Below are 19143 nucleotides of genomic sequence, written 5' to 3' on the forward strand. Positions count from 1 at the left end.
CCTCGTTGAAACGATCGAGGCAACCGAATGCAACAACTACTTCGCAAACGCCGGCTACGCTTCCATCAAAACGTGAAAGGCTCTATAGGTCGGAACGTCAGCCCTGCACTCGACCAGCGCGGGAAGGTCAAGGGAGGGGGGGCATCGTTGGCTTTGGCGACGGCCAAGTTCGCCAGGACAGCCAACGTGGGCAGGAAACCAGCTCCAAGCGTGGCCAAGCGCCTGGGCACATCACGCTCAATAATGCACGTAGCCGCTCAATGGGCATTTCTGGGAAATGGGAATCTGGAAGGGGCCGTCAAAACTTTTGCAGGTACGGAATTTGGAATTCCGCGGCGCCGGGGTAGCCGCTTTTGGCTTGTCCCCGATGACCGTCGGGACTCTGGGACCCTGCGCGTAGCCGCTCAACGGGCATTTCTGGGAAGCGGGAATCTGGAAGGGGCCGTCAAAACTTTTGCAAGTATGGACCTTGGATGTTTGCCCCGCCGGGACTTGCGTGGACTGACCCGCGGTAAAGACGGCCACCGCCGCAAGCAGAAGAAAAAGTCTGTTTTTCACTGTCAAAGCCCTCCGACCCGCACGAGAAGTAAGATCAAATCACGGAAAGGTCAAACAGGAAACGATCTGAAATCGCGGCTTCTATTATATTAGAGACGCCAAATAAAACCCGGTGTCCTCACCGGGTTCCTAACTCATCTAAGCATTGGGCCTGTTGGGAATATCAACCCTTGCGATTGCGCGCCGCCAGTGTCCGCAGCCTCAGCGCGTTGAGGCGGATGAAACCTTCTGCATCCTTCTGGTCGTAGGCGCCGCGGTCGTCCTCGAAGGTGACCAGCGCGTCGGAATAGAGCGTCTTCCTCGACTTGCGGCCGCTGACCATGACGTTGCCCTTGTAGAGCTTCAGCCGCACGGTGCCTTCGACGTCTTCCTGGCTCTTGTCGATCATCGCCTGCAACATCAGCCGCTCGGGCGCGAACCAGAAGCCATTGTAGATGAGCTCGGCATAGCGCGGCATGAACTCGTCCTTGAGATGGGCGGCACCGCGGTCGAGCGTGATCGATTCGATCGCCCGGTGGGCGGCGATCAGGATGGTGCCGCCGGGGGTCTCGTAGACACCGCGCGATTTCATGCCGACGAAACGGTTCTCGACCAGGTCGAGCCGGCCGATGCCATTGTCACGGCCGAGATCGTTCAGCGCCGCCAGCATCGTCGCCGGCGACAGCTTCTTGCCGTTGAGCGCGATCGGATCGCCCTTGAGGAATTCGATCTCGATCTCGGTGACCTTGTCCGGCGCGTCCATCGGCGAGATGGTGCGCTGGTGGACGAATTCCGGCGGTTCCGTCCACGGGTCCTCCAGCACCTTGCCCTCGGAGGAGGAGTGCAGAAGGTTGGCGTCGACGGAAAACGGCGCGTCGCCCTTCTTGTCCTTCGGCACCGGGATCTGGTGCTGCTCGGCGAAGTTGATGAGATCGGTGCGCGACTTGAACGACCAGTCGCGCCACGGCGCGATGACCTTGATGTCGGGGTTCAGCGCATAGGCGGAAAGCTCGAAACGCACCTGATCGTTGCCCTTGCCGGTGGCGCCATGGGCGATGGCATCGGCGCCAGTCTCTTTTGCGATTTCGACAAGATGTTTCGAAATCAGCGGCCGGGCGATCGAGGTGCCGAGCAGATAGGTGCCTTCATAGACGGCGTTGGCGCGGAACATCGGAAAGACGAAATCGGATACGAACTCCTCGCGGACATCGACGATGCGGATGTCCTTGATGCCCATCATCTCGGCCTTGCGCCTGGCCGGCTCCAGTTCGCCACCCTGGCCGAGATCGGCGGTGAAGGTGACGACCTCGGCGCCGAGTTCGGTCTGCAGCCATTTCAGGATGATCGAGGTGTCAAGGCCGCCGGAATAGGCGAGCACGACTTTCTTGACGGCTTTTGCTTTCGACATGGTGGGCAGTTCCGCGACAGGGGTTCTTCGCGGGCGAGGTATCACGGCGTTTTAGGCCAGCGCAAGGGACGAACGATGCCTGGACCAGATGCTTCATCTCCAAGAGGCTGGCGAGCACACGGCTCTTGCGCTATGGCTGCGCCGTCTTTTGCCGCTACGAGACGAGCCATGTCCTTCATCCCCGACAGTACGACGCTTATCCAGTTCTCCATCGCCACCTTCATCCTGGCGATCACGCCCGGGCCTGACATGACGCTGTTCGTCTCGCGCACGCTGAGCCAGGGCCGTGCCACCGGCTTTGCCTCCATGGCCGGCGCCTTGTGCGGCACGCTGATTCACACCACGCTGGTGGTGGTCGGCGTCTCGGCGCTGATCGTCGCCTCGCCGATGGCGTTCTTCGTGCTGAAGATTTTTGGCGCCGGCTATCTGGTCTTCCTGGCATGGCAGGCGATCACAAAAGGGTCGGCGTTTTCACCGGAGAAGAAGAGCGGGCCGCAGATCTCGCTGTTCCGCAGCTGGGCGGCGGGGCTCGGGGTCAATCTGCTCAACCCGAAGATCATCCTGTTCTTCATGACCTTCCTGCCGCAATTCGTCTCCGCGCATGATCCCGACGCGCCGGGAAAGCTGTTCTTCCTCGGCGCGATGTTCGTCGTGCTGGCGATCCCGGTAACGGCGCCGATGGTGCTGGCGGCGGAAAAATTCTCGGCCGTGATGAAATCCAGCCCGCGTGTGACCCGCGTCGTCGACTATCTGTTTGCCGGAGTTTTTTCGGCCTTCGCGCTCAAGATCCTGACGGCCCAGGCGAAATAGGGCGTCCGATCTGACGCCAGCTTCCGGCCGAGCGCCCGGCGCTCAGCCAGTAGAAAATACCGCCGACCATGCCGCAGCCGATCACCGCCAGCATGACGCTGGTATTGGTAACCTCGAAATTGGCATCGGCCGTCTGGTGGACGAAGCCAAGGAAGACCGCCGCCACCGCTGCGCCCGCCAGCGCATAGAACAGCCAGTCACGCCGGCCAAGGATCTCGGAGACGAGGATGGCGATGGCGGCCGGCATGAAGGCGAAATAGGCGACGAACAGCGCGACGAAGGGGATTGAAAACCACAGCGCCGCCTGCGCCGCCGGTTGCGTCTCGTCCGTTATCAGCCCAAGAGACGCCAGGAACATGACGTTAAGGAAGGCGCTTGCCGCCAGCGAAGCAACGCCGTAGCCGACAAGGATGACGGCGAAGCGGATCAGATAGGCGACGAGGCGGTTCACGCGAATTGTCCGGGCATTTGCAGGAACCGGCTCTCGACCAGGCGATAGACGGCTCCTGCCAAGCTTCCCGCAATGATTAGGGCCACCAACACGTCAACGTCCGGTGGCCTCTGTGCCGACGGATGCAGTTTCCAGACCGCAAATACGCACGTCCCAACGAAAGCTCCCCCGACGACAAAAAGAATCCAGCGTCTCGCCTCGAGAACTTGGGAAGCAATGACCATCGGGATTGCCAGCGGTGCGCCAAAGATGCCTGCGATCATCGCTCCAAGCAGCAACAGCGACCAACTATCTCGAGTGGACAGGAAAGCGGGAACACGCCACCACATCAGTGCATCGAGCAGGAAAAAGACCAGAGACATGGTGAAGGCAGCCAGGGCGTAGCAGAGCAAAGTCACTGCCAATCGCCTGAGGTATTTCACGCCTCGCCATGCCCCGCGATCATCATCGCTTCCAGCGCCAGCCGGTCGACCTTGCGCATGCGCTCGGAGTCCGACTTGAGCTGGCCGCAGGCGGCCAGGATGTCGCGGCCGCGCGGCGTGCGGATCGGCGAGGCATAGCCGGCATTGTTGATGTAATCGGCGAATTTCTCGATCGTTTCCCAGTCCGAGCACTGGTAGTTGGTGCCCGGCCACGGGTTGAACGGGATCAGATTGATCTTGGCCGGAATGCCCTTGAGCAGCTTGATCAGCGCCTTGGCGTCGTCGATGGAATCGTTGACGTCCTTCAGCATGACATATTCGAAGGTGATCCGCTTGGCGTTCGACAGGCCTGGATAGGCGCGGCAGGCAGCGATCAGATCCTTCAGCGGATACTTCTTGTTGATGGGCACCAAGAGATCGCGCAAATCGTCATTGGTGGCGTGCAGCGAGATCGCCAGCATGACGCCGATCTCCTCGCCGGTGCGGAAGATTTCGGGCACGACGCCGGAGGTCGACAGCGTGATGCGCCTCTTCGACAGGGAAAGCCCGTCGCCGTCGGATGCGATCAGCAGCGCCTTTTTCACCGCCTCGAAATTGTAGAGCGGCTCGCCCATGCCCATCATGACGACGTTGGACACTCTCCTGCCCTCGGCCGGCACGATGGCGCCGTCGGGCGTATCGCGGTCGGGGAAGTCGCCGAGCCGGTCGCGGGCGGTCAAGAGCTGGGCGAGGATTTCCTCCGCCGTCAGGTTGCGCACCAGCTTCTGCGTGCCGGTGTGGCAGAAGGAGCAGGTCAGCGTGCAGCCGACCTGCGAAGAGATGCACAGCGTGCCGCGGCCTTCTTCGGGAATGTAGACGGTCTCGATCTCGACCGGCCGGCCAGCGCCGCGCGGCGGAAAGCGGAACAGCCATTTGCGCGTTCCGTCGGAGGAAATCTGCTCCTCGACGATCTCGGGCCTGGCAACGGTGAAATGCGTGTCGAGGGCGGCGCGCAGATCCTTGGAGATATTGAACATGCCGGCAAAGTCGGAAACGCCGCGCACATAGATCCAATGCCAGAGCTGTTGGGCGCGCATTTTCGCCTGGCGCTCCGGCACGATGCCGGCGGCGACGAGGGCGGCCCCGAGTTCGGCGCGCGTCAAGCCGATCAGCGACGGCTTTTCAGGCGTCGTGTGGGTGCGCAACGCGTCACGCGCGCCTTCGGCGGTAAGATCGAATGTAAGGGTCATTGTTGCGCCAATATAAGCGATTTGCGGCCGAATACAGCATCGTGCCCGAAATCAAGCGCGGCGCATAGCACAGGTTAGCGGCGGAGTCATGCCGGGGTTCTTCCTTCTCCCCTTGTGGGAGAAGGGAAGACCGCGCCTAACCGCCTACTTGCACTTGGCGATCGAGGCCAGCGCCGCCGAGATGCCCTTCAGCGAGAAGACGTAGGTGGTGGTGTTGCCGCGGCCGGACTTGGCCGACACCTTCATGTCGGTGCCGGTCTTCATCGCGGCTATCAGCACCGGCTCCTCGGCGGCGTTCTCGACCCAGGCCGACTTGCCGCGCGTGAACATCGAAAAAGACTTCTTGTCGATGGTGACGGTGGCCTTGGAACCTTCCTGGAAGGTATAGCCGGCGATGAATTGCGGCTCGTAGGACACTTGCTGCCCAGGCCGCTGGCTGACGAAGAAGAACATGTCGCCGTGATCGAGCGTCGGCGGCTGCTTGTCGGTTGGCACCGTCAGGACATAGCAGACCTTGCCGCCGCCCGACGCCTGATAACTGTAGGTGCCCCAGGCATTATGCTGGCCGATCTTGGTTGCCGACTGCGCCAGCGCAGGCGCCGTCAAGGCCACCAGGGCCAGGCTGGAAACTATAGCAATCAATCCGCGCATCGCTTTTCCCGTATTCCACTGGTGCGGCGGCAGGCCGGCTCGGCGTCCTGCCCGTCGCTTCATTTTGATTTAATCTGGGTTACCAAACGGTGAAATTCCCCTGAGAAAAGGATGTTCACGCCAGGAAACCGCCGCCGTCTTCGCGCTGCCGCTCGAAAAAGCGGCTGGCGCAATGTCCCTGCCGCGACTTGGAGGCCACGAAAACGGCAAGAGTTTGACTTTTCAAGCAGCTAGGTCTTGCCGCGATTCTCGCTTTTTGAGGTGCGTGACGAATTTCCCTGCAGGCGGTACCATGTCTGCGTTCGCCGCTACGGCGCTCGGCCAGGGTGCCCTCCCTGGCGGCTTACGGGAGATTTGGCCATGGCCGTTTCCGAGACAGTCCTGATCCTCGCGGGCGGCACAGCCGTCCTGGCGATTGTGTTCGGCATTCGTGTCGCCATGCGGCGGACGGCCGGTGGCGCGGTGCGCCGGTCGGATGCCGGGGAGACGGCGGGCGGATCGGGCGCGCCCGACGTGGCCGGGGTCATTGCGCTGCCGCCTTTGATCTTCCTTGGCTTCCTGGTGGCGGCAACCGTGCTCGAGGTGCTCGTGCCGCTCCCGGTCATGGCCGGGCAGGCGCTCGCCCGCTATCTGACCGGCGCTGTGCTCGCGGTGTGCGGCTTCGTGTTCATCTTTATGGCGGCGGGCCGCTTTCAGGCCGCTGGCACCAACATACCACCGACCTTGCCGACGACGGCGCTGGTCGTCGACGGTATCTATCGGCGCACCAGGAATCCGTTCTATCTGGGAACGACCCTCGTCTATCTGGGCCTCGGCGTCGCGGCCGGAAGTCTTTGGGCTATCGCGCTCGTCATCCCCCTGCTGTGGGTGATCAATACCGGCGTTATCGCGCCGGAAGAGCGCTATCTCGAGCGGAAGTTCGGAGATGCCTATCGCGCCTACAAGGCGCGGGTGCGGCGGTGGGTTTGACGGCCGGAAAGTCTCGCGCGATTTTTTGCGCCGTACCGGCGGCGAGCCGGTGCGCCGGCGTGATGTGGGCGCTGACGGCGGTAATCGCGGCGGTCAGCATGGCGATGTCGTCGGTGAAGCCTAGCCCAAGGATGAAATCGGGGATGACGTCCGTCGGCAGCACGAAATAGCCGAGCGCAGCCAGCAAGGTGCCCTTGGCGCGCAGCGGCGTCTTCTTGTCCATGGCACAGTAATAGGCGGCGACCACCTCTTCCATGAACGGGATCTGCCGGGCGGCCTTCTTCGCCGTACGCCAGAACTTTTCGCGCACTTCGCTCTCGTTGCCCGGCTTGCTGCCGAGGCCGAAGAAATCAAAACCGGATTTTTGCGCCATCAACCTCTCCTTGCGGCCGTCGCGTGACTTCACGCGTGACCGCGACGCAAAATGTGGTGAAAGCCGAACCTCGCTGCAAGGTGCAGATAGGCTCAGCCGCCGAAATAGCGGTTCATTTTCCTGGCCAGATCGAAATCCAGCGCGGTCAGGCCGCCGGCGTCGTGCGTGTTGAGGGTCACGTTTACCGTCTTATAGACGTTCGACCAGTCGGGATGGTGGTCCATCTTCTCCGCGGCCAGGGCAACGCGGGTCATGAAGGCAAAGGCTTCGGAGAAATTCTTGAAGGTGAAGCTGCGGGTGATCGAGCCACCATCCTTGGCCAGCGACCAGCCGTCGAGGCCGGCAAGTTCGGCGCGGATCGCCTCTTTTGCTAGTTTCTCCCTGGCCATGTCCGTCTACCGCATGATCCGCGAAGCGTCGGCGGCGCCGACCAAACGGCTGGCGACGCGGTTGTCGGCACCTGAAAGCGGCCAGGCCTCCTCGACGACGTAAGGCCCGCCGCCAACCGAATCGCGCGACGACATCAGCACGAAGCGGCCGACCCGGAACGGCAGCGTCGAAAAATTGCCGCGTGCCGACAGGTACTGGGCGACGTCGAGCGGGCTCGAATTGCGCAGGCGGGCCAGCGTCACATGCGGCATGAACTTGCGCGGGTCGGCCGGGATGCCGAGCCGCTGGCAGATGCGCTCGATCTCGGCCTGCAATGCGGAAAGATCGGGCGAAGCGGCGACCCCGGCCCACACCGCATGCGGCTTCTTCTGGCCGAAGGCGCCGACGCCGGACAGCGTCAGCGGGAAGGACGGGCGGTGAACACGGTCAAGCGCATTGGCGATGTCGTCGGCGACATGGCCCTCGACATCGCCGATGAAGCGCAGCGTCAGATGATAGTTTTCGACATCGATCCAGCGGGCTCCGGGCAGGCCGCCCCTGAGCAGGGACAGTGAAAGAGCGGCATCACGCGGTATCTCGAGGGCGGTAAAAAGACGCGGCATGGGAAGCCTCCTGTCCTCGAATCGAACTCTTGCCCCTAGCGAATCATCGATATTCAAACGGGGCAAGGGGTTTGTTGGTCGCAGGCCTGCCTAAAAGCTTCCCCTGCGGAAGGTGTTGCGACGGCGAACCCTCGCCTTCAGGAATTGCCCCGGACCGCTTCAATGGTCTTCTCCACACTGGGCAGGATACCCTCGACGATGCGGTCGACGCCTCGGGCGTTTGGATGAAGGCCGTCCTCGAGTTGCAGGACGGATTGACCGGCGATGCCCTCGAGAAAGAAAGGATAGAGCGGCACGCCATATTTTTCAGCCAGTCTCGGAAAGATCGCGTCAAAGGCGTTCTGGTAGTCGGCGCCGAGATTGGGCGCCGCGCGCATTCCGGCCAGCAAAACGGCGATCTTGCGCTGCTTCAGCTTTGCCAGCATGGCGTCCAGGTTCTTTTCCGCTATGGCGGGCGAAACGCCGCGCAGCATGTCATTGGCGCCGAGCTCCAGGATGACCAGCTGCGTGCCGTCCGGCACCGACCAGTCGAGCCGCGATAGGCCGCCGCTCGTCGTATCGCCGGAGACGCCGGCATTGGCGACCGTGACATCGTAGCCCTTGGCGCGCAGCGCCGCCTGCAACTTCTCGGTGAAGCCCTGACCTGGCCCGAGGCCATAACCCGCCATCAAGCTGTCGCCGAAACCGACAATGGTGAACGGTTCGGCGCGCGCCGACGAAATGGCGCCGCAAATGGCGAGGAAAAGGGCGAAGGCTGCGGCAAAGGTGTGTTTGAAAGCCATGCGGCAGGCCCCATATGACCAGGAACATCTGTTGGCGAAGGCAGGTTTTCGTCTTTGTCGAGCATCGGATGCTCTAGCCTTCATCCCCCATATAGGACGATTTGATTTTGGAAGAAGCCGTCATTTCGCTGAAAGACGTATCGCTGACGCTCGGCGAAGGTGCATCCTCGGTCCATGTGCTGAAGGGCGTCAGCCTCGATGTGGCGGGCGGCGAAGCGACAGGCATCGTTGGACCTTCAGGTTCGGGAAAGTCGACATTGCTGATGGTTTTGGCCGGGCTTGAAAGGGTCGATTCGGGGACGGTCCGAATTGCCGGCGAGCTGCTCAACGGCAAAAGCGAAGATCAGATCGCATCGTTTCGGGGACGAAACATCGGCATCGTGTTCCAGTCTTTCCATCTCATCCCTAATATGACGGCGCTGGAAAACGTTGCTGTCCCGCTGGAGCTTGCCGGCCATGTCGATCCATTCGGCGTGGCGGCGCGCGAGCTGGCGGCGGTCGGTCTCAGCGATCGCGTCACCCATTACCCCGGCGAATTGTCTGGCGGCGAGCAGCAGCGCGTGGCGATCGCCCGGGCGCTGGCGCCGTCGCCGCGCATCCTGATCGCCGACGAGCCGACCGGCAATCTCGACCAGGCAACGGGGCGGCACGTCGCCGACCTGCTGTTTGCCAAGGCGGCCGAACGCGGCATGACGCTGGTGCTGGTCACGCATGACCCGCTACTCGCGGCGCGCTGCTCGCGCCAGGTGTCGATGCGGTCGGGGCTGATCGAAGACGCGCCTAAGCCGGCCACCAGGGCTGGCAAGGTGACCGCATGATGCCGCTGGCGCGCACGCTGAGGCTCGCCTTTCGGTTTTCGCTGCGCGAAATGCGTGGCGGGCTGTCCGGCTTCCTGATCTTCCTTGCCTGCATCGCGCTCGGCGTCGCTGCGATCGGCGGCGTCAATTCGGTGGCGCAGGCTATTTCCGCCGGTGTTGCCGACCAGGGCCAGACGCTGCTCGGCGGTGATCTCCGCTTCCAGCTCAACCAGCGCGATCCGACCAGAGCCGAACGCAGCTTCCTCGACCGGCTTGGCACGGTTTCGCACAGCGCCAATATGCGCTCGATGGCGAGGCTCGAGGACGGCTCCGACCAGGCGCTGGTCGAGGCCAAGGCGGTCGACGGCGCCTATCCGCTCTATGGTGCGCTGGAGACCGAGCCGGTGCTGTCGCGAGAGGATCTGTTCGGCGAAAAATCCGGCGTCTTCGGCGCCGCCGCCCCGGACCTCTTGTTCGAGCGGCTGAACCTTGGCATCGGTGACCGGCTAAAGCTCGGCAGCGCGACGTTCGAGCTGCGCGCCAGGCTGGTCAACGAGCCGGATGCAGTGTCGGATGGCTTCGGTTTTGCGCCGCGGCTGATGGTGTCGACCGACGGGCTTGCCGCTTCCGGCCTGATCCAGCCGGGCAGCCTGGTCGAGAACGCCTATAAGGTCCGCCTGCCCGGCGGCACCACTGAGGCACAGATCAAGGCGATCCAGGAGCAGGCGGCAAACCAGTTCCCGCAGGCCGGCTGGTCGATCCGCACGCGCAGCAACGCAGCGCCGGCGCTGTCCTCGAATATCGAGCGGTTTTCGCAATTCCTGACGCTGGTTGGGCTGACGGCGCTGGTGGTCGGCGGCGTCGGCGTGGCCAATGCCGTGCGTGCCTATCTCGACGGCAAGCGCGGCGTCATCGCCACCTTCAAGAGCCTGGGGTCTTCGGGCGGGTTCGTCTTTGCCGTCTATCTGGTGCAGATCCTGATGATCGCCGCCCTCGGCATCACGCTAGGCCTTGTACTTGGCGCGCTGATGCCGTTCGCGGCCAGTGCGGCGCTCCAATCGGTCATTCCAGTGCCGGCGGAAGGTGGGTTCTATCCCGGCGCCCTCGGCATGGCAGCGCTGTTCGGGCTGCTGGTGACGCTGGCTTTCGCCCTGCTGCCGCTCGGCCGCGCCCGCGACGTGCCGGCAACGGCGCTGTTTCGCGAAATGGGTTTCGAGGGCCGCGGTTTTCCCCGCCCGCTCTATCTCGCCGCGGCATTGGGCATCGCGCTGCTGCTCGCGGTACTGGCGATCCTGTTTTCCGGCGACCGCCGTATTGCCTCGATCTTCGTTGGCGCCACGATCTTTTCGTTCCTGGTACTGCGTGTGGTCGGCTCGCTGGTGCAGTGGGCGGCGAAGAAAAGCCCGCGCGTGCGCTCGACCGCGCTCAGGCTCGCCATCGGCAACATCCATCGGCCTGGCGCCTTGACGCCGTCCGTGGTGCTGTCGTTGGGACTCGGGCTGACGCTGCTGGTGACGCTGGCGCTGATCGACGGCAATCTCAGGCGGCAGATCTCGGGCAGCCTGCCGGAAAGGGCACCGAACTTCTTCTACGTCGATATCCAGAGCGGTGACGTCGATGCCTTCACCGCGCTGGTCGGCAAAGAGGCACCGCAAGGCAGGCTGATCAAGGTGCCGATGCTGCGCGGCCGGGTGATGGCGCTCAACGGCGTCGATGTCGACAAGGTCAAGGTTCCGGCCGAAGGCGCCTGGGTACTGCGCGGCGATCGCGGCCTGACCTATGACGCAAAGCTGCCGGAGAATGCGACGCTGACCGAGGGCAGCTGGTGGCCGGAGAACTATGCCGGCGAGCCGCTGGTCTCGTTTTCCGCCGAGGAAGGCAAAGAGATCGGGCTGAAGCTCGGCGACACCATCACCGTCAACGTGCTCGGCCGCAACATCACGGCCAAGATCGCCAATTTCCGCCAGGTCGAATGGGAAACCATGGGCATCAATTTCGTCATGGTGTTCTCGCCCAACACATTCGCCGGTGCGCCGCATGGCTGGTTGGCGACGCTGACCGAGACGAATGCGTCGGCAGCCGACGATGCGCATCTTCTCAACGCCGTCACGCGTGCCTTTCCCGCGGTGACGACGGTCAGGGTCAAGGACGCACTCGAAATCGTCAACCGGCTGGTGGCGCAGCTCGGCACAGCAATCAGGGCAGCAGCGGGCGTGGCGTTGATCGCCTCGGTGCTGGTGCTGGCCGGGGCGCTCGCCGCCGGCAACCGGGCTCGCATTCACGACGCGGTGGTGCTGAAGACCCTGGGTGCGACCAGGAAAACGCTGATCGCCGCGTTTTCGCTGGAATACATGCTGATCGGCCTTGCCACTGCGATCTTCGCGCTGGCAGCGGGCGGTGTGGCGGCGTGGTTCGTCGTCGCGCGCATCATGACGCTGCCATCGCACTTCATGCCGGAGGTGGCGGTGGCGACCATCGGCTTTTCGCTGGTGGTCACGGTCGGCATAGGCCTTGCCGGCACGTGGCGGGTGCTGGGCCACAAGGCGGCGCCGGTGCTGCGGAATCTTTGAACCAGAGCCGGGTGCGATTAAATCTCGGTAATGTTTCGGGCGGGAAGGCCAATAAAACCGTATCTCCGGCACTTCACGGAGCATTACGTTTGGTTACGGTCTTGTCCTTTACGCCAAGAACCATCATATTTCGGCGCAGGCATGCTGGAGCCCCGCCAGCGGCGCCTGGGTTCAAAAGGACCTGACACCGGACGGGGCAGAAGCAATATGAGGATTTCCATGGCTGATCCCGTTCGCAATTATCAGACGCGCGCCGTGCCCGGCGCCGGCGTCGATGCTGCCATCGACCAAGGCCTGCGGGCCTACATGATCAAGGTCTACAATCTGATGGGGCTTGGCCTCCTCATCACCGGCCTTGCCGCGGTCGGCACAATCATGCTGGCCACTACCAGCGATCCCGCCTCGGCGGTCGCGACGTTGCCAAGCGGCGAGATGCTGACCTCGTTCGGCTACGCGATCTTCGGCTCGCCGCTGAAATGGCTGGTGATCTTCGCCCCGCTGGCAGCGGTGATGTTCCTGTCGTTCCGCGTCCAGTCGATGAGCGTTTCGGCCGCGCAGACGACATTCTGGGTCTACGCCGGCCTCGTCGGCCTGTCGCTGTCGTCGATCTTCCTGGTCTACACCACCGCCAGCATCTCGCAGACCTTCTTCGCCACCGCCGCCGCCTTTGGCGGGCTGTCGCTCTACGGCTACACGACCAAGCGCGATCTCTCGGCGTTCGGTTCGTTCCTGGTCATGGGCCTGGTCGGCCTGATCATCGCGATGGTGATCAACGTCTTCCTGCAGTCGTCGGCGCTTTCCTTCGCCGTTTCGGCGATCGGCGTGCTGATCTTCGCGGGCCTCACCGCCTATGACACGCAGAACATCAAGGAGATGTACTTCGAGGGCGACGAGACTGATGTCGCCGGCCGCAAGGCGATTATGGGCGCATTGAGGCTCTATCTCGACTTCATCAACCTGTTTATGTTTCTGCTGCAGTTCATGGGCGACCGTCGCTAAATACGGTTTTCCTGGACCAGCGAGTTTGGAAAGGGCGGCCCAATGGCCGCCCTTTTCTTTTGTGCCGGCTTTTGCTGTGATATAGGGCAGATGAACGACGTGCCTAAATTATGAGCAGCATCACCTTGCGGGCCGCGACGTCGGCCGATCTCGACCGGATCACGGAAATCTATGCCGACGCGGTAACGAATGGCACGGCGAGCTATGAACTCGAGCCACCAAGCCGCACCGAGATGGGCGTGCGCTTCGACAACCTGATGGCGGGCGGCTTTCCCTATCTCGTTGCAGAAAAGGCCGGCGCCGTGCTCGGCTATGCCTATGCCGGAGCGTTCCGGCCGCGCCCGGCGTACCGCTTCGTCGTTGAGGATTCCGTCTATGTCGCGCCCGAGGCCAAAGGGCAAGGCGTCGGGCTGCTCTTGATGCAAGGGCTGATCGAGGCGGCCAAGGCGGCGGGTTTTCGCCAGATCATCGCGGTGATCGGCGACGGCCGGCCCGACAGCGCCTCGGTACGGCTGCACGAGAAGCTCGGCTTTCGTCATTCCGGCCGCCTGGAAGGCTCAGGCTATAAGCACGGACGCTGGCTGGACACGGTGTTCATGCAGCTGCCGATCAACGGCGGGGCGTCCATCCCGCCTGATCCGCAATCGCTGCCCGAGCGCAAGTTCCGCCTGCAAAAATAAAGGGTTACGCCTCGACCAGCTTCAGTGTTCGGTCGAACACACCAAGCACCCGGCCGAGTTCCTGGCCGCGCTTGAGGATGCGCCCGCCGGCGGCGATGACGGCGAACGCGCCTTGCCGGCGCGCCAGCTTCGGATCCTTGACGATCTGGAAAAGCGGCACTTCGCTGGTGCGGCGGAAGACGGAAAAAACGGCGCGGTCGGCGAGATGGTCGATGGCATAGTCGCGCCACTCATTGGCGGCAACCATACGGCCGTAGAGCCTGAGGATCTGGTCCAGTTCGCGCCGGTCGAACCGCACCGGCTGGTCGAGGCGTTCGCGTCTTGCCTCATGCAGCGGGATCAATATTGCGGATGCGTCCCCATCCTCCGTCCCGCTGCTGCGATCAGTCATGCCTGGATCCTCGCAATGAATCGTACGCCGACCAAAGTTGGCGCTTTCGTTGCCGAATTGCAAGGCCCGGCCGGGCAACGGCAGCACCGCGCGGTTTCTCCAGCGTCCAGTCACGTTTGCGAAACGCCTGTTGAAATTGGTGATGCTTTGCCACAATCCTGCCTTTTTTTATCCGTGCTCATGCCCCAATGTCCGACGAATTTACCGGCGTTGCCTGAGACGGTTCGGTCCGGCACCGGCTCGTAAACCCCAAGCCCCCCGCCCACGGGTCTGCGTCGGATCGAACCAACCTCGGTTTTTCCTTGGAAAGATCGGGTGCGACGATCCCAAAACCTAAATGACCGGCGTCAGAAGCAAGCTGACGCCGGTTTTTTATTGGCCGGAGCCGTGGCGGTGCGATCCGTCCGGATTGGCTGCCATCAGAAGGTTGAGCGCGGTTCTCCCTTCTCCCCTTGTGGGAGAAGGTGTCGCCGAAGGCGACGGATGAGGGGTGTTCCAGCTTGGCAATTTCCTTGAAATCGCCGCCGCCTCAATTCTTCCAGCACCCCTCAACCGTCTCGGCGCTGCGCGCCGATCCACCTTCTCCCACAAGGGGAGAAGGAGAGGTCCCCGCTTAAGGCTTGCGGATAAAGGCTGCACCCAGGATCGGACCGGGCATGCCGTCCTTGCCGACCGACTGCAGCAGCACGGCGCAGCCGCCCTTCTTGGCGATCTCGCTCATCGGCAGTTCGTAGCGCTGCGCCTTGCCGTGCCACATGCCGGCGGTCTGGATGGTGGAGACGGCGTTCCAGTAGGTCATGCTGCGGCCGCTGTTTTCGCCCTTGCCGATCTTTATCGTCTGTGGCGGGTTGAAATAGACGATGACGACATGCGCGTCGGTGGGGCCGCTAACGGCGTCGCCGGCATCGATCATGACGCGATCGCTGGTCCGGCTGACCTTGATGCCGACGCGCATGCCTTCGCCGACCCTCTCCATGCGGGCCAGCGCGCCGTCGACTTCCTCGCGGCTGGCGCCGTTGACATGGCTGCGGCCGTTTATGACGGCTTGCGGGGTGTAGACGGAACGACTGCCGAAGGCGCGCATATACTCGTATTGCCGCTCGGTATTTTCCTTGCGGCTCAGCGTGTCCTGCCAGCCGAGGTAATCCCAATAATCGACATGATAGGCGAGCGCGACGATGTCCTCCTTGGCGGCAAGCTCGGCGAAGAATTCGTCGGCCGGCGGACAGGAGTTGCATCCCTGGCTGGTGAAGAGCTCGACGACGCCTAATGGCTTGTCGGTTGGCTCGGCAAGGGCCCTGCCGGCAAACGCCGAGAGGGCCAGCGCAAGGGCCGCAAGCCGCAATGGTCTTCGAGATGGCATGGCCGTTCCGATCCCGCCGGTGACGCCGGCTTTGTTCTGGTTGTCGAAATATGTGGCAGAAGCGGCAGTCAACGGGAAGTCACGTTGCGGTGAAATTTTGCCGTTGCAACCGCTGGCAAGGGCGCAATAGGTGGACTTGCACTTCACGATGGAAGCGATTCGGGCGGCAATCAGCATGTGGCAATCTCTCCTGGCGCCGGTCGACCTCTATTGCGAACGGACGGGGCCGGAATTCTGGGCCGAACCGCTCAATGCGCTGAGCAATCTGGCTTTTTTTGCCGCCGGGCTATGGGGTGTCTGGCAGGTGCGCAAGCGCGGCACCGGCACCTTCGCCGAAGTGCTGGCCTGGTGGGTGGTGGCGATCGGCATCGGCTCGTCGCTGTTCCATACCTTTGCCAACCGTGGCACGGTCTGGGCCGACGTGCTGCCGATCGCCGGGTTCACGCTGGCCTACACGCTGTTCAACCTGCGGCGTTTTCTCGGCATGAAATGGGGCAAGGCGATCGCCATTTTCGTCGCTTTCTATGCCGTCGCCGGGCTGGTGACCTTTGCCGTGCCCGACTGGCTGCGCCAGGCGTCGAACGGGACGACCGGCTATCTGCCGCCCTTCCTGGCGCTCGCCTTCTTCGGCGCCATGGTGGCGGCCAGCGGCAATCGCGCCGGCTGGTACAATCTGGCGGGTTCGGCGATCTTCGTCGTGTCGGTCATCTGCAGGATGATCGATCCGCTGGTCTGCGGCGGCTTTCCGCTCGGCACGCATTTCCTGTGGCACATATTCAACGGGCTGATGCTCGGCGTGCTGCTGGCGGCGACAGCGCGGTTTGGCAAGCCAAGACAGGGCAGTAGGGCAGTAGGGGAATAAGTCGCTTCTCTTTGCTTCACCCTACTGCCCTACTCCCTTATTGCCCTACTCCCTTAAGCGGCCAGATCGCGCAGCACGTATTGCAGGATGCCCCCATTCTTGAAGTAGTCGAGCTCGTCCAGCGTATCGATGCGGCAGATGATCGGAACCTCTTTGACGCTGCCGTCGCCGTAGGTGATCCTGGCGATCATCTTCTGCCGCGGCTTGATGTTGCTCAGTCCGTCGATCTCGACCAGTTCGTCGCCCTTGAGGTTGAGCGAGGCCCATGAGGTGCCTTCCTCGAAGACGAAGGGGATCACGCCCATGCCGACCAAATTGGAGCGGTGGATGCGCTCGAAGGACTGGGCGATGACCGCGCGGACGCCCAGCAAATTGGTGCCCTTGGCCGCCCAGTCACGCGACGAGCCGTTGCCATATTCGACGCCGGCGAAGATGACCAGCGGCACGCCTTCCTTCTTGTAGCGCATCGCGGCGTCGTAGATCGATTCCTCTTCTTTCGAGGGGTAATGGATGGTGTAGCCGCCCTCGCGGCCGTTCTCGCCCAGCATATGGTTGCGGATGCGGATATTGGCGAAGGTGCCGCGCATCATCACCTCATGATTGCCGCGGCGCGTGCCGTACTGGTTGAAATCGGCGACGCCGACGCCGTGGTCGGTGAGATACTTGCCGGCCGGCGAGGCCGCCTTGATCGAACCGGCCGGCGAAATGTGGTCGGTGGTGATCTTGTCGCCGAACAGACCGAGCACACGCGCGCCCTTGATATCGCCGATCTTGCCGAAGCCTGACTTCATGCCGGCGAAATAGGGCGGGTTCTGCACATAGGTCGAATTGTCGTCCCAGGCATAGGTCTGGCCTTCCGGCGCCTTGACGTTCTGCCAGTACTCGTCGCCCTTGAAGACGTCGGCATATTTGCGGGCGAACAATTCGCGCGTGACGTTCTTCTCGATGAATTCTTGGATCTCGACCGAACTTGGCCAGATGTCTTTGAGATAGATCGGACTGCCGTTGCGATCGTCGCCGAGCGGCTCGGTGGTCAGATCTTTGGTCACCGTCCCGGCCAGCGCGTGGGCGACGACCAGCGGCGGCGAGGCGAGATAGTTCGCCTGCACGTCGGGCGAGACGCGGCCTTCGAAATTGCGGTTGCCGGACAAAACTGCCGCAGCAATCAAGCCCTTATCGTTGATGGTCTTGGAGATCGGCGCCGGCAACGGGCCGGAATTGCCGATGCAGGTGGTGCAGCCGAAGCCGACCAGGTTGAAGCCGATCTGGTCGAGCTCCTTCTGCAGGCCGGATTTCTCGAGATATTCGGCGACGACCTGGCTGCCCGGCGCCAATGAGGTCTTGACCCACGGCTTCTGCTTGAGGCCGAGCCGGTTGGCATTGCGCGCCAACAGCCCGGCGCCGATCAGCACGCTCGGGTTCGAGGTGTTGGTGCAGGAGGTGATGGCGGCGATGACCACATCGCCATGGCCAAGATCGTAGTTCGTGCCCTCGACGGCATAGCGCTTGTCGATTTCGGCGGCCTTCTTGTATTCGGACTCCATGGCCTTGGCGAAGCCGGCCGGAATGTCTTCAAGTGCGACCCGGCCTTCCGGCCGCTTCGGGCCGGCCATCGACGGGACGACACTGCCGAGATCGAGCTCCAGCAGGTCGGTGAAGACCGGATCGGCCGAGCCGGCATCGCGCCACAAGCCTTGCGCCTTAGAATAAGCCTCGACCAGGGCGATGCGGCTTTCGTCGCGACCGGACATTGTGAGATAGCGGATGGTTTCGCTGTCGACCGGGAAGAAGCCGCAGGTGGCGCCATATTCCGGCGCCATGTTGCCGATGGTGGCGCGGTCGGCCAGCGTCATGTTGGACAGGCCCGGCCCGAAGAATTCGACGAACTTGCCGACGACGCCCTTCTTGCGCAGCATCTGGGTGACGGTGAGCACCAGGTCGGTGGCGGTGACGCCTTCCCTCAGCCTGCCGGTGAGCCGGAAGCCGATGACTTCAGGCAGCAGCATGGAGACCGGCTGGCCAAGCATCGCGGCCTCCGCCTCGATGCCGCCGACGCCCCAGCCGAGAACGCCGAGGCCGTTGATCATCGTGGTATGTGAATCGGTGCCGACGCAGGTGTCGGGATAGGCGGTGGTCTCGCCGTCTTCGCTGTTGGTCCACACGACCTGACCGAGATATTCGAGATTGACCTGATGGCAGATGCCAGTGCCGGGCGGCACGACGCGGAAATTGCGGAACGCCTGCTGGCCCCATTTCAGGAATTTGTAGCGTTCCTCGTTGCGCTCATATTCAAGCTCGACATTGCGGGCGAAAGCCAGTGGCGTGCCGAATTCGTCGACGATGACCGAGTGGTCGATGACCAGATCGACCGGCACCAGCGGATTGATCTTTTGCGGGTCGCCGCCGAGCGAGGCCATGGCGTCGCGCATGGCGGCAAGGTCGACCACGGCTGGAACGCCGGTGAAATCCTGCATCAGCACGCGAGCCGGGCGATAGGCGATCTCGACGCCGGCGGTGCCCCGGTCAGTCAGCCAGCCGGCGACCGCCTGGATGCTCTCCTTGGTAACGGAACGGCCGTCCTCGTTGCGCAGCAGATTCTCCAGCAGCACCTTCATCGAATAGGGCAATTGGGCAATACCGGTGAGGCCGTTCTTTTCGGCCTCGACAAGGTCATAGTAGATGTACTCGGTGCCGCTGGCGGTCAGCGTGCGGCGGCAATTGAAGCTGTCGAGTGATTTGGACACGTGCGATCCCTAACTGTCGGTTGCCGGAAGGGAACGGACGCCAGTGGGCATGCAAATCACGCGCAAAGGTGCGGGTACGGCCATTTCCGCTATCCGTTCCCAAGCGTCCGGGC

General features: G+C 62.8%; 18 protein-coding genes and 1 pseudogene. 7 read left to right on the plus strand and 12 right to left on the minus strand.

The genetic code is table 11. The features are described 5' to 3' along the window. Positions 1 to 721 precede the first annotated feature (721 nt). Entirely contained in the window at positions 722 to 1945 is a 1224-nt protein-coding gene (locus NKI97_RS24245) for an argininosuccinate synthase (RefSeq protein ID WP_352685353.1), read from the minus strand. A 168-nt stretch (positions 1946 to 2113) separates the two neighbouring features. Between NKI97_RS24245 and NKI97_RS24250 the strand changes: the two genes are divergently transcribed. Beyond that, positions 2114 to 2755 carry a LysE family translocator gene (locus NKI97_RS24250; protein ID WP_352470836.1) on the plus strand — a complete coding sequence of 214 codons (642 nt, stop codon included), beginning with the start codon at positions 2114 to 2116 and terminating at the stop codon, positions 2753 to 2755. Here the strand turns inward: NKI97_RS24250 and NKI97_RS24255 are convergent. From NKI97_RS24255 to NKI97_RS24270, 4 genes are all read right to left on the minus strand, one after another. After that, the gene (locus NKI97_RS24255; RefSeq protein WP_352470835.1) at positions 2727 to 3206 is read right to left on the minus strand and encodes a hypothetical protein; all 480 of its coding nucleotides are present in this window, start codon (positions 3204 to 3206) and stop codon (positions 2727 to 2729) included. The two genes, NKI97_RS24250 and NKI97_RS24255, sit on opposite strands and share 29 nt — an antisense overlap. Continuing rightward, entirely contained in the window at positions 3203 to 3628 is a 426-nt protein-coding gene (locus NKI97_RS24260) for a hypothetical protein (RefSeq protein ID WP_352470834.1), read from the minus strand. Before NKI97_RS24260 ends, NKI97_RS24255 begins: the two co-directional genes overlap by 4 nt. After that, on the minus strand, positions 3625 to 4857 hold the full coding sequence (gene rlmN, locus NKI97_RS24265; RefSeq protein ID WP_352748284.1) for a dual-specificity RNA methyltransferase RlmN: 1233 nt from the start codon (positions 4855 to 4857) through the stop codon (positions 3625 to 3627). The genes NKI97_RS24260 and rlmN overlap by 4 nt, the downstream gene beginning before the upstream one ends. 144 nt (positions 4858 to 5001) lie before the next feature. After that, on the minus strand, positions 5002 to 5508 hold the full coding sequence (locus NKI97_RS24270) for an invasion associated locus B family protein (protein ID WP_023721899.1): 507 nt from the start codon (positions 5506 to 5508) through the stop codon (positions 5002 to 5004). Between the two features lie 360 nt (positions 5509 to 5868). Here NKI97_RS24270 and NKI97_RS24275 point away from each other — a divergent pair, with 360 nt between their 5' ends. After that, a complete protein-coding gene (locus tag NKI97_RS24275; protein WP_352456357.1) occupies positions 5869 to 6477 on the plus strand; it encodes a methyltransferase family protein in 609 nt (202 codons plus the stop codon). A gap of 28 nt (positions 6478 to 6505) precedes the next feature. Here NKI97_RS24275 and NKI97_RS24280 read toward each other — a convergent pair. The 4 genes and pseudogenes from NKI97_RS24280 to NKI97_RS24295 all read right to left on the minus strand — a co-directional run. Beyond that, positions 6506 to 6850, minus strand: a pseudogene (locus NKI97_RS24280) (YkvA family protein); the annotation flags it as partial. Between the two features lie 92 nt (positions 6851 to 6942). Next, complete coding sequence (locus NKI97_RS24285; RefSeq protein WP_023679826.1) at positions 6943 to 7239, minus strand: 4a-hydroxytetrahydrobiopterin dehydratase; 297 nt, start codon at positions 7237 to 7239, stop codon at positions 6943 to 6945. A 6-nt stretch (positions 7240 to 7245) separates the two neighbouring features. After that, entirely contained in the window at positions 7246 to 7842 is a 597-nt protein-coding gene (gene thpR, locus NKI97_RS24290; RefSeq protein ID WP_352450198.1) for an RNA 2',3'-cyclic phosphodiesterase, read from the minus strand. A gap of 137 nt (positions 7843 to 7979) precedes the next feature. Beyond that, on the minus strand, positions 7980 to 8624 hold the full coding sequence (locus NKI97_RS24295) for an arylesterase (RefSeq protein WP_352836999.1): 645 nt from the start codon (positions 8622 to 8624) through the stop codon (positions 7980 to 7982). Between the two features lie 107 nt (positions 8625 to 8731). Between NKI97_RS24295 and NKI97_RS24300 the strand changes: the two genes are divergently transcribed. The 4 genes from NKI97_RS24300 to NKI97_RS24315 all read left to right on the plus strand — a co-directional run bounded on the left by NKI97_RS24300 (position 8732) and on the right by NKI97_RS24315 (position 13670). Continuing rightward, on the plus strand, positions 8732 to 9442 hold the full coding sequence (locus NKI97_RS24300; RefSeq protein WP_031212726.1) for an ABC transporter ATP-binding protein: 711 nt from the start codon (positions 8732 to 8734) through the stop codon (positions 9440 to 9442). After that, complete coding sequence (locus tag NKI97_RS24305) at positions 9442 to 11991, plus strand: ABC transporter permease (protein ID WP_352837052.1); 2550 nt, start codon at positions 9442 to 9444, stop codon at positions 11989 to 11991. Before NKI97_RS24300 ends, NKI97_RS24305 begins: the two co-directional genes overlap by 1 nt. Before the next feature lie 219 nt (positions 11992 to 12210). Then, the gene (locus NKI97_RS24310; protein ID WP_352450195.1) at positions 12211 to 12990 is read left to right on the plus strand and encodes a Bax inhibitor-1/YccA family protein; all 780 of its coding nucleotides are present in this window, start codon (positions 12211 to 12213) and stop codon (positions 12988 to 12990) included. Between the two features lie 110 nt (positions 12991 to 13100). After that, complete coding sequence (locus tag NKI97_RS24315; protein ID WP_352837002.1) at positions 13101 to 13670, plus strand: GNAT family N-acetyltransferase; 570 nt, start codon at positions 13101 to 13103, stop codon at positions 13668 to 13670. Positions 13671 to 13674: 4 nt separating this feature from the next. Here NKI97_RS24315 and NKI97_RS24320 read toward each other — a convergent pair whose 3' ends face one another. Together NKI97_RS24320 and NKI97_RS24325 are read right to left on the minus strand one after the other, a co-directional pair. After that, positions 13675 to 14061: a DUF2794 domain-containing protein gene (locus NKI97_RS24320; protein WP_031212724.1), complete on the minus strand. Its 387-nt coding sequence runs from the start codon at positions 14059 to 14061 to the stop codon at positions 13675 to 13677. Between the two features lie 613 nt (positions 14062 to 14674). Continuing rightward, positions 14675 to 15424: a DUF1223 domain-containing protein gene (locus NKI97_RS24325; RefSeq protein WP_352450193.1), complete on the minus strand. Its 750-nt coding sequence runs from the start codon at positions 15422 to 15424 to the stop codon at positions 14675 to 14677. A gap of 175 nt (positions 15425 to 15599) precedes the next feature. On the opposite strand from NKI97_RS24325, the gene NKI97_RS24330 reads away from it, so the two are divergent. Further along, positions 15600 to 16286: a ceramidase domain-containing protein gene (locus NKI97_RS24330; RefSeq protein ID WP_352837005.1), complete on the plus strand. Its 687-nt coding sequence runs from the start codon at positions 15600 to 15602 to the stop codon at positions 16284 to 16286. Positions 16287 to 16339: 53 nt separating this feature from the next. Here the strand turns inward: NKI97_RS24330 and acnA are convergent, their stop codons facing one another. Further along, complete coding sequence (gene acnA, locus NKI97_RS24335; protein WP_352450191.1) at positions 16340 to 19030, minus strand: aconitate hydratase AcnA; 2691 nt, start codon at positions 19028 to 19030, stop codon at positions 16340 to 16342. Between the last annotated feature and the right edge of the window lie 113 nt (positions 19031 to 19143).

This window comes from Mesorhizobium sp. M0296 (assembly GCF_040321675.1).
In the GTDB taxonomy this organism is placed as follows: Bacteria; Pseudomonadota; Alphaproteobacteria; order Rhizobiales; family Rhizobiaceae; genus Mesorhizobium.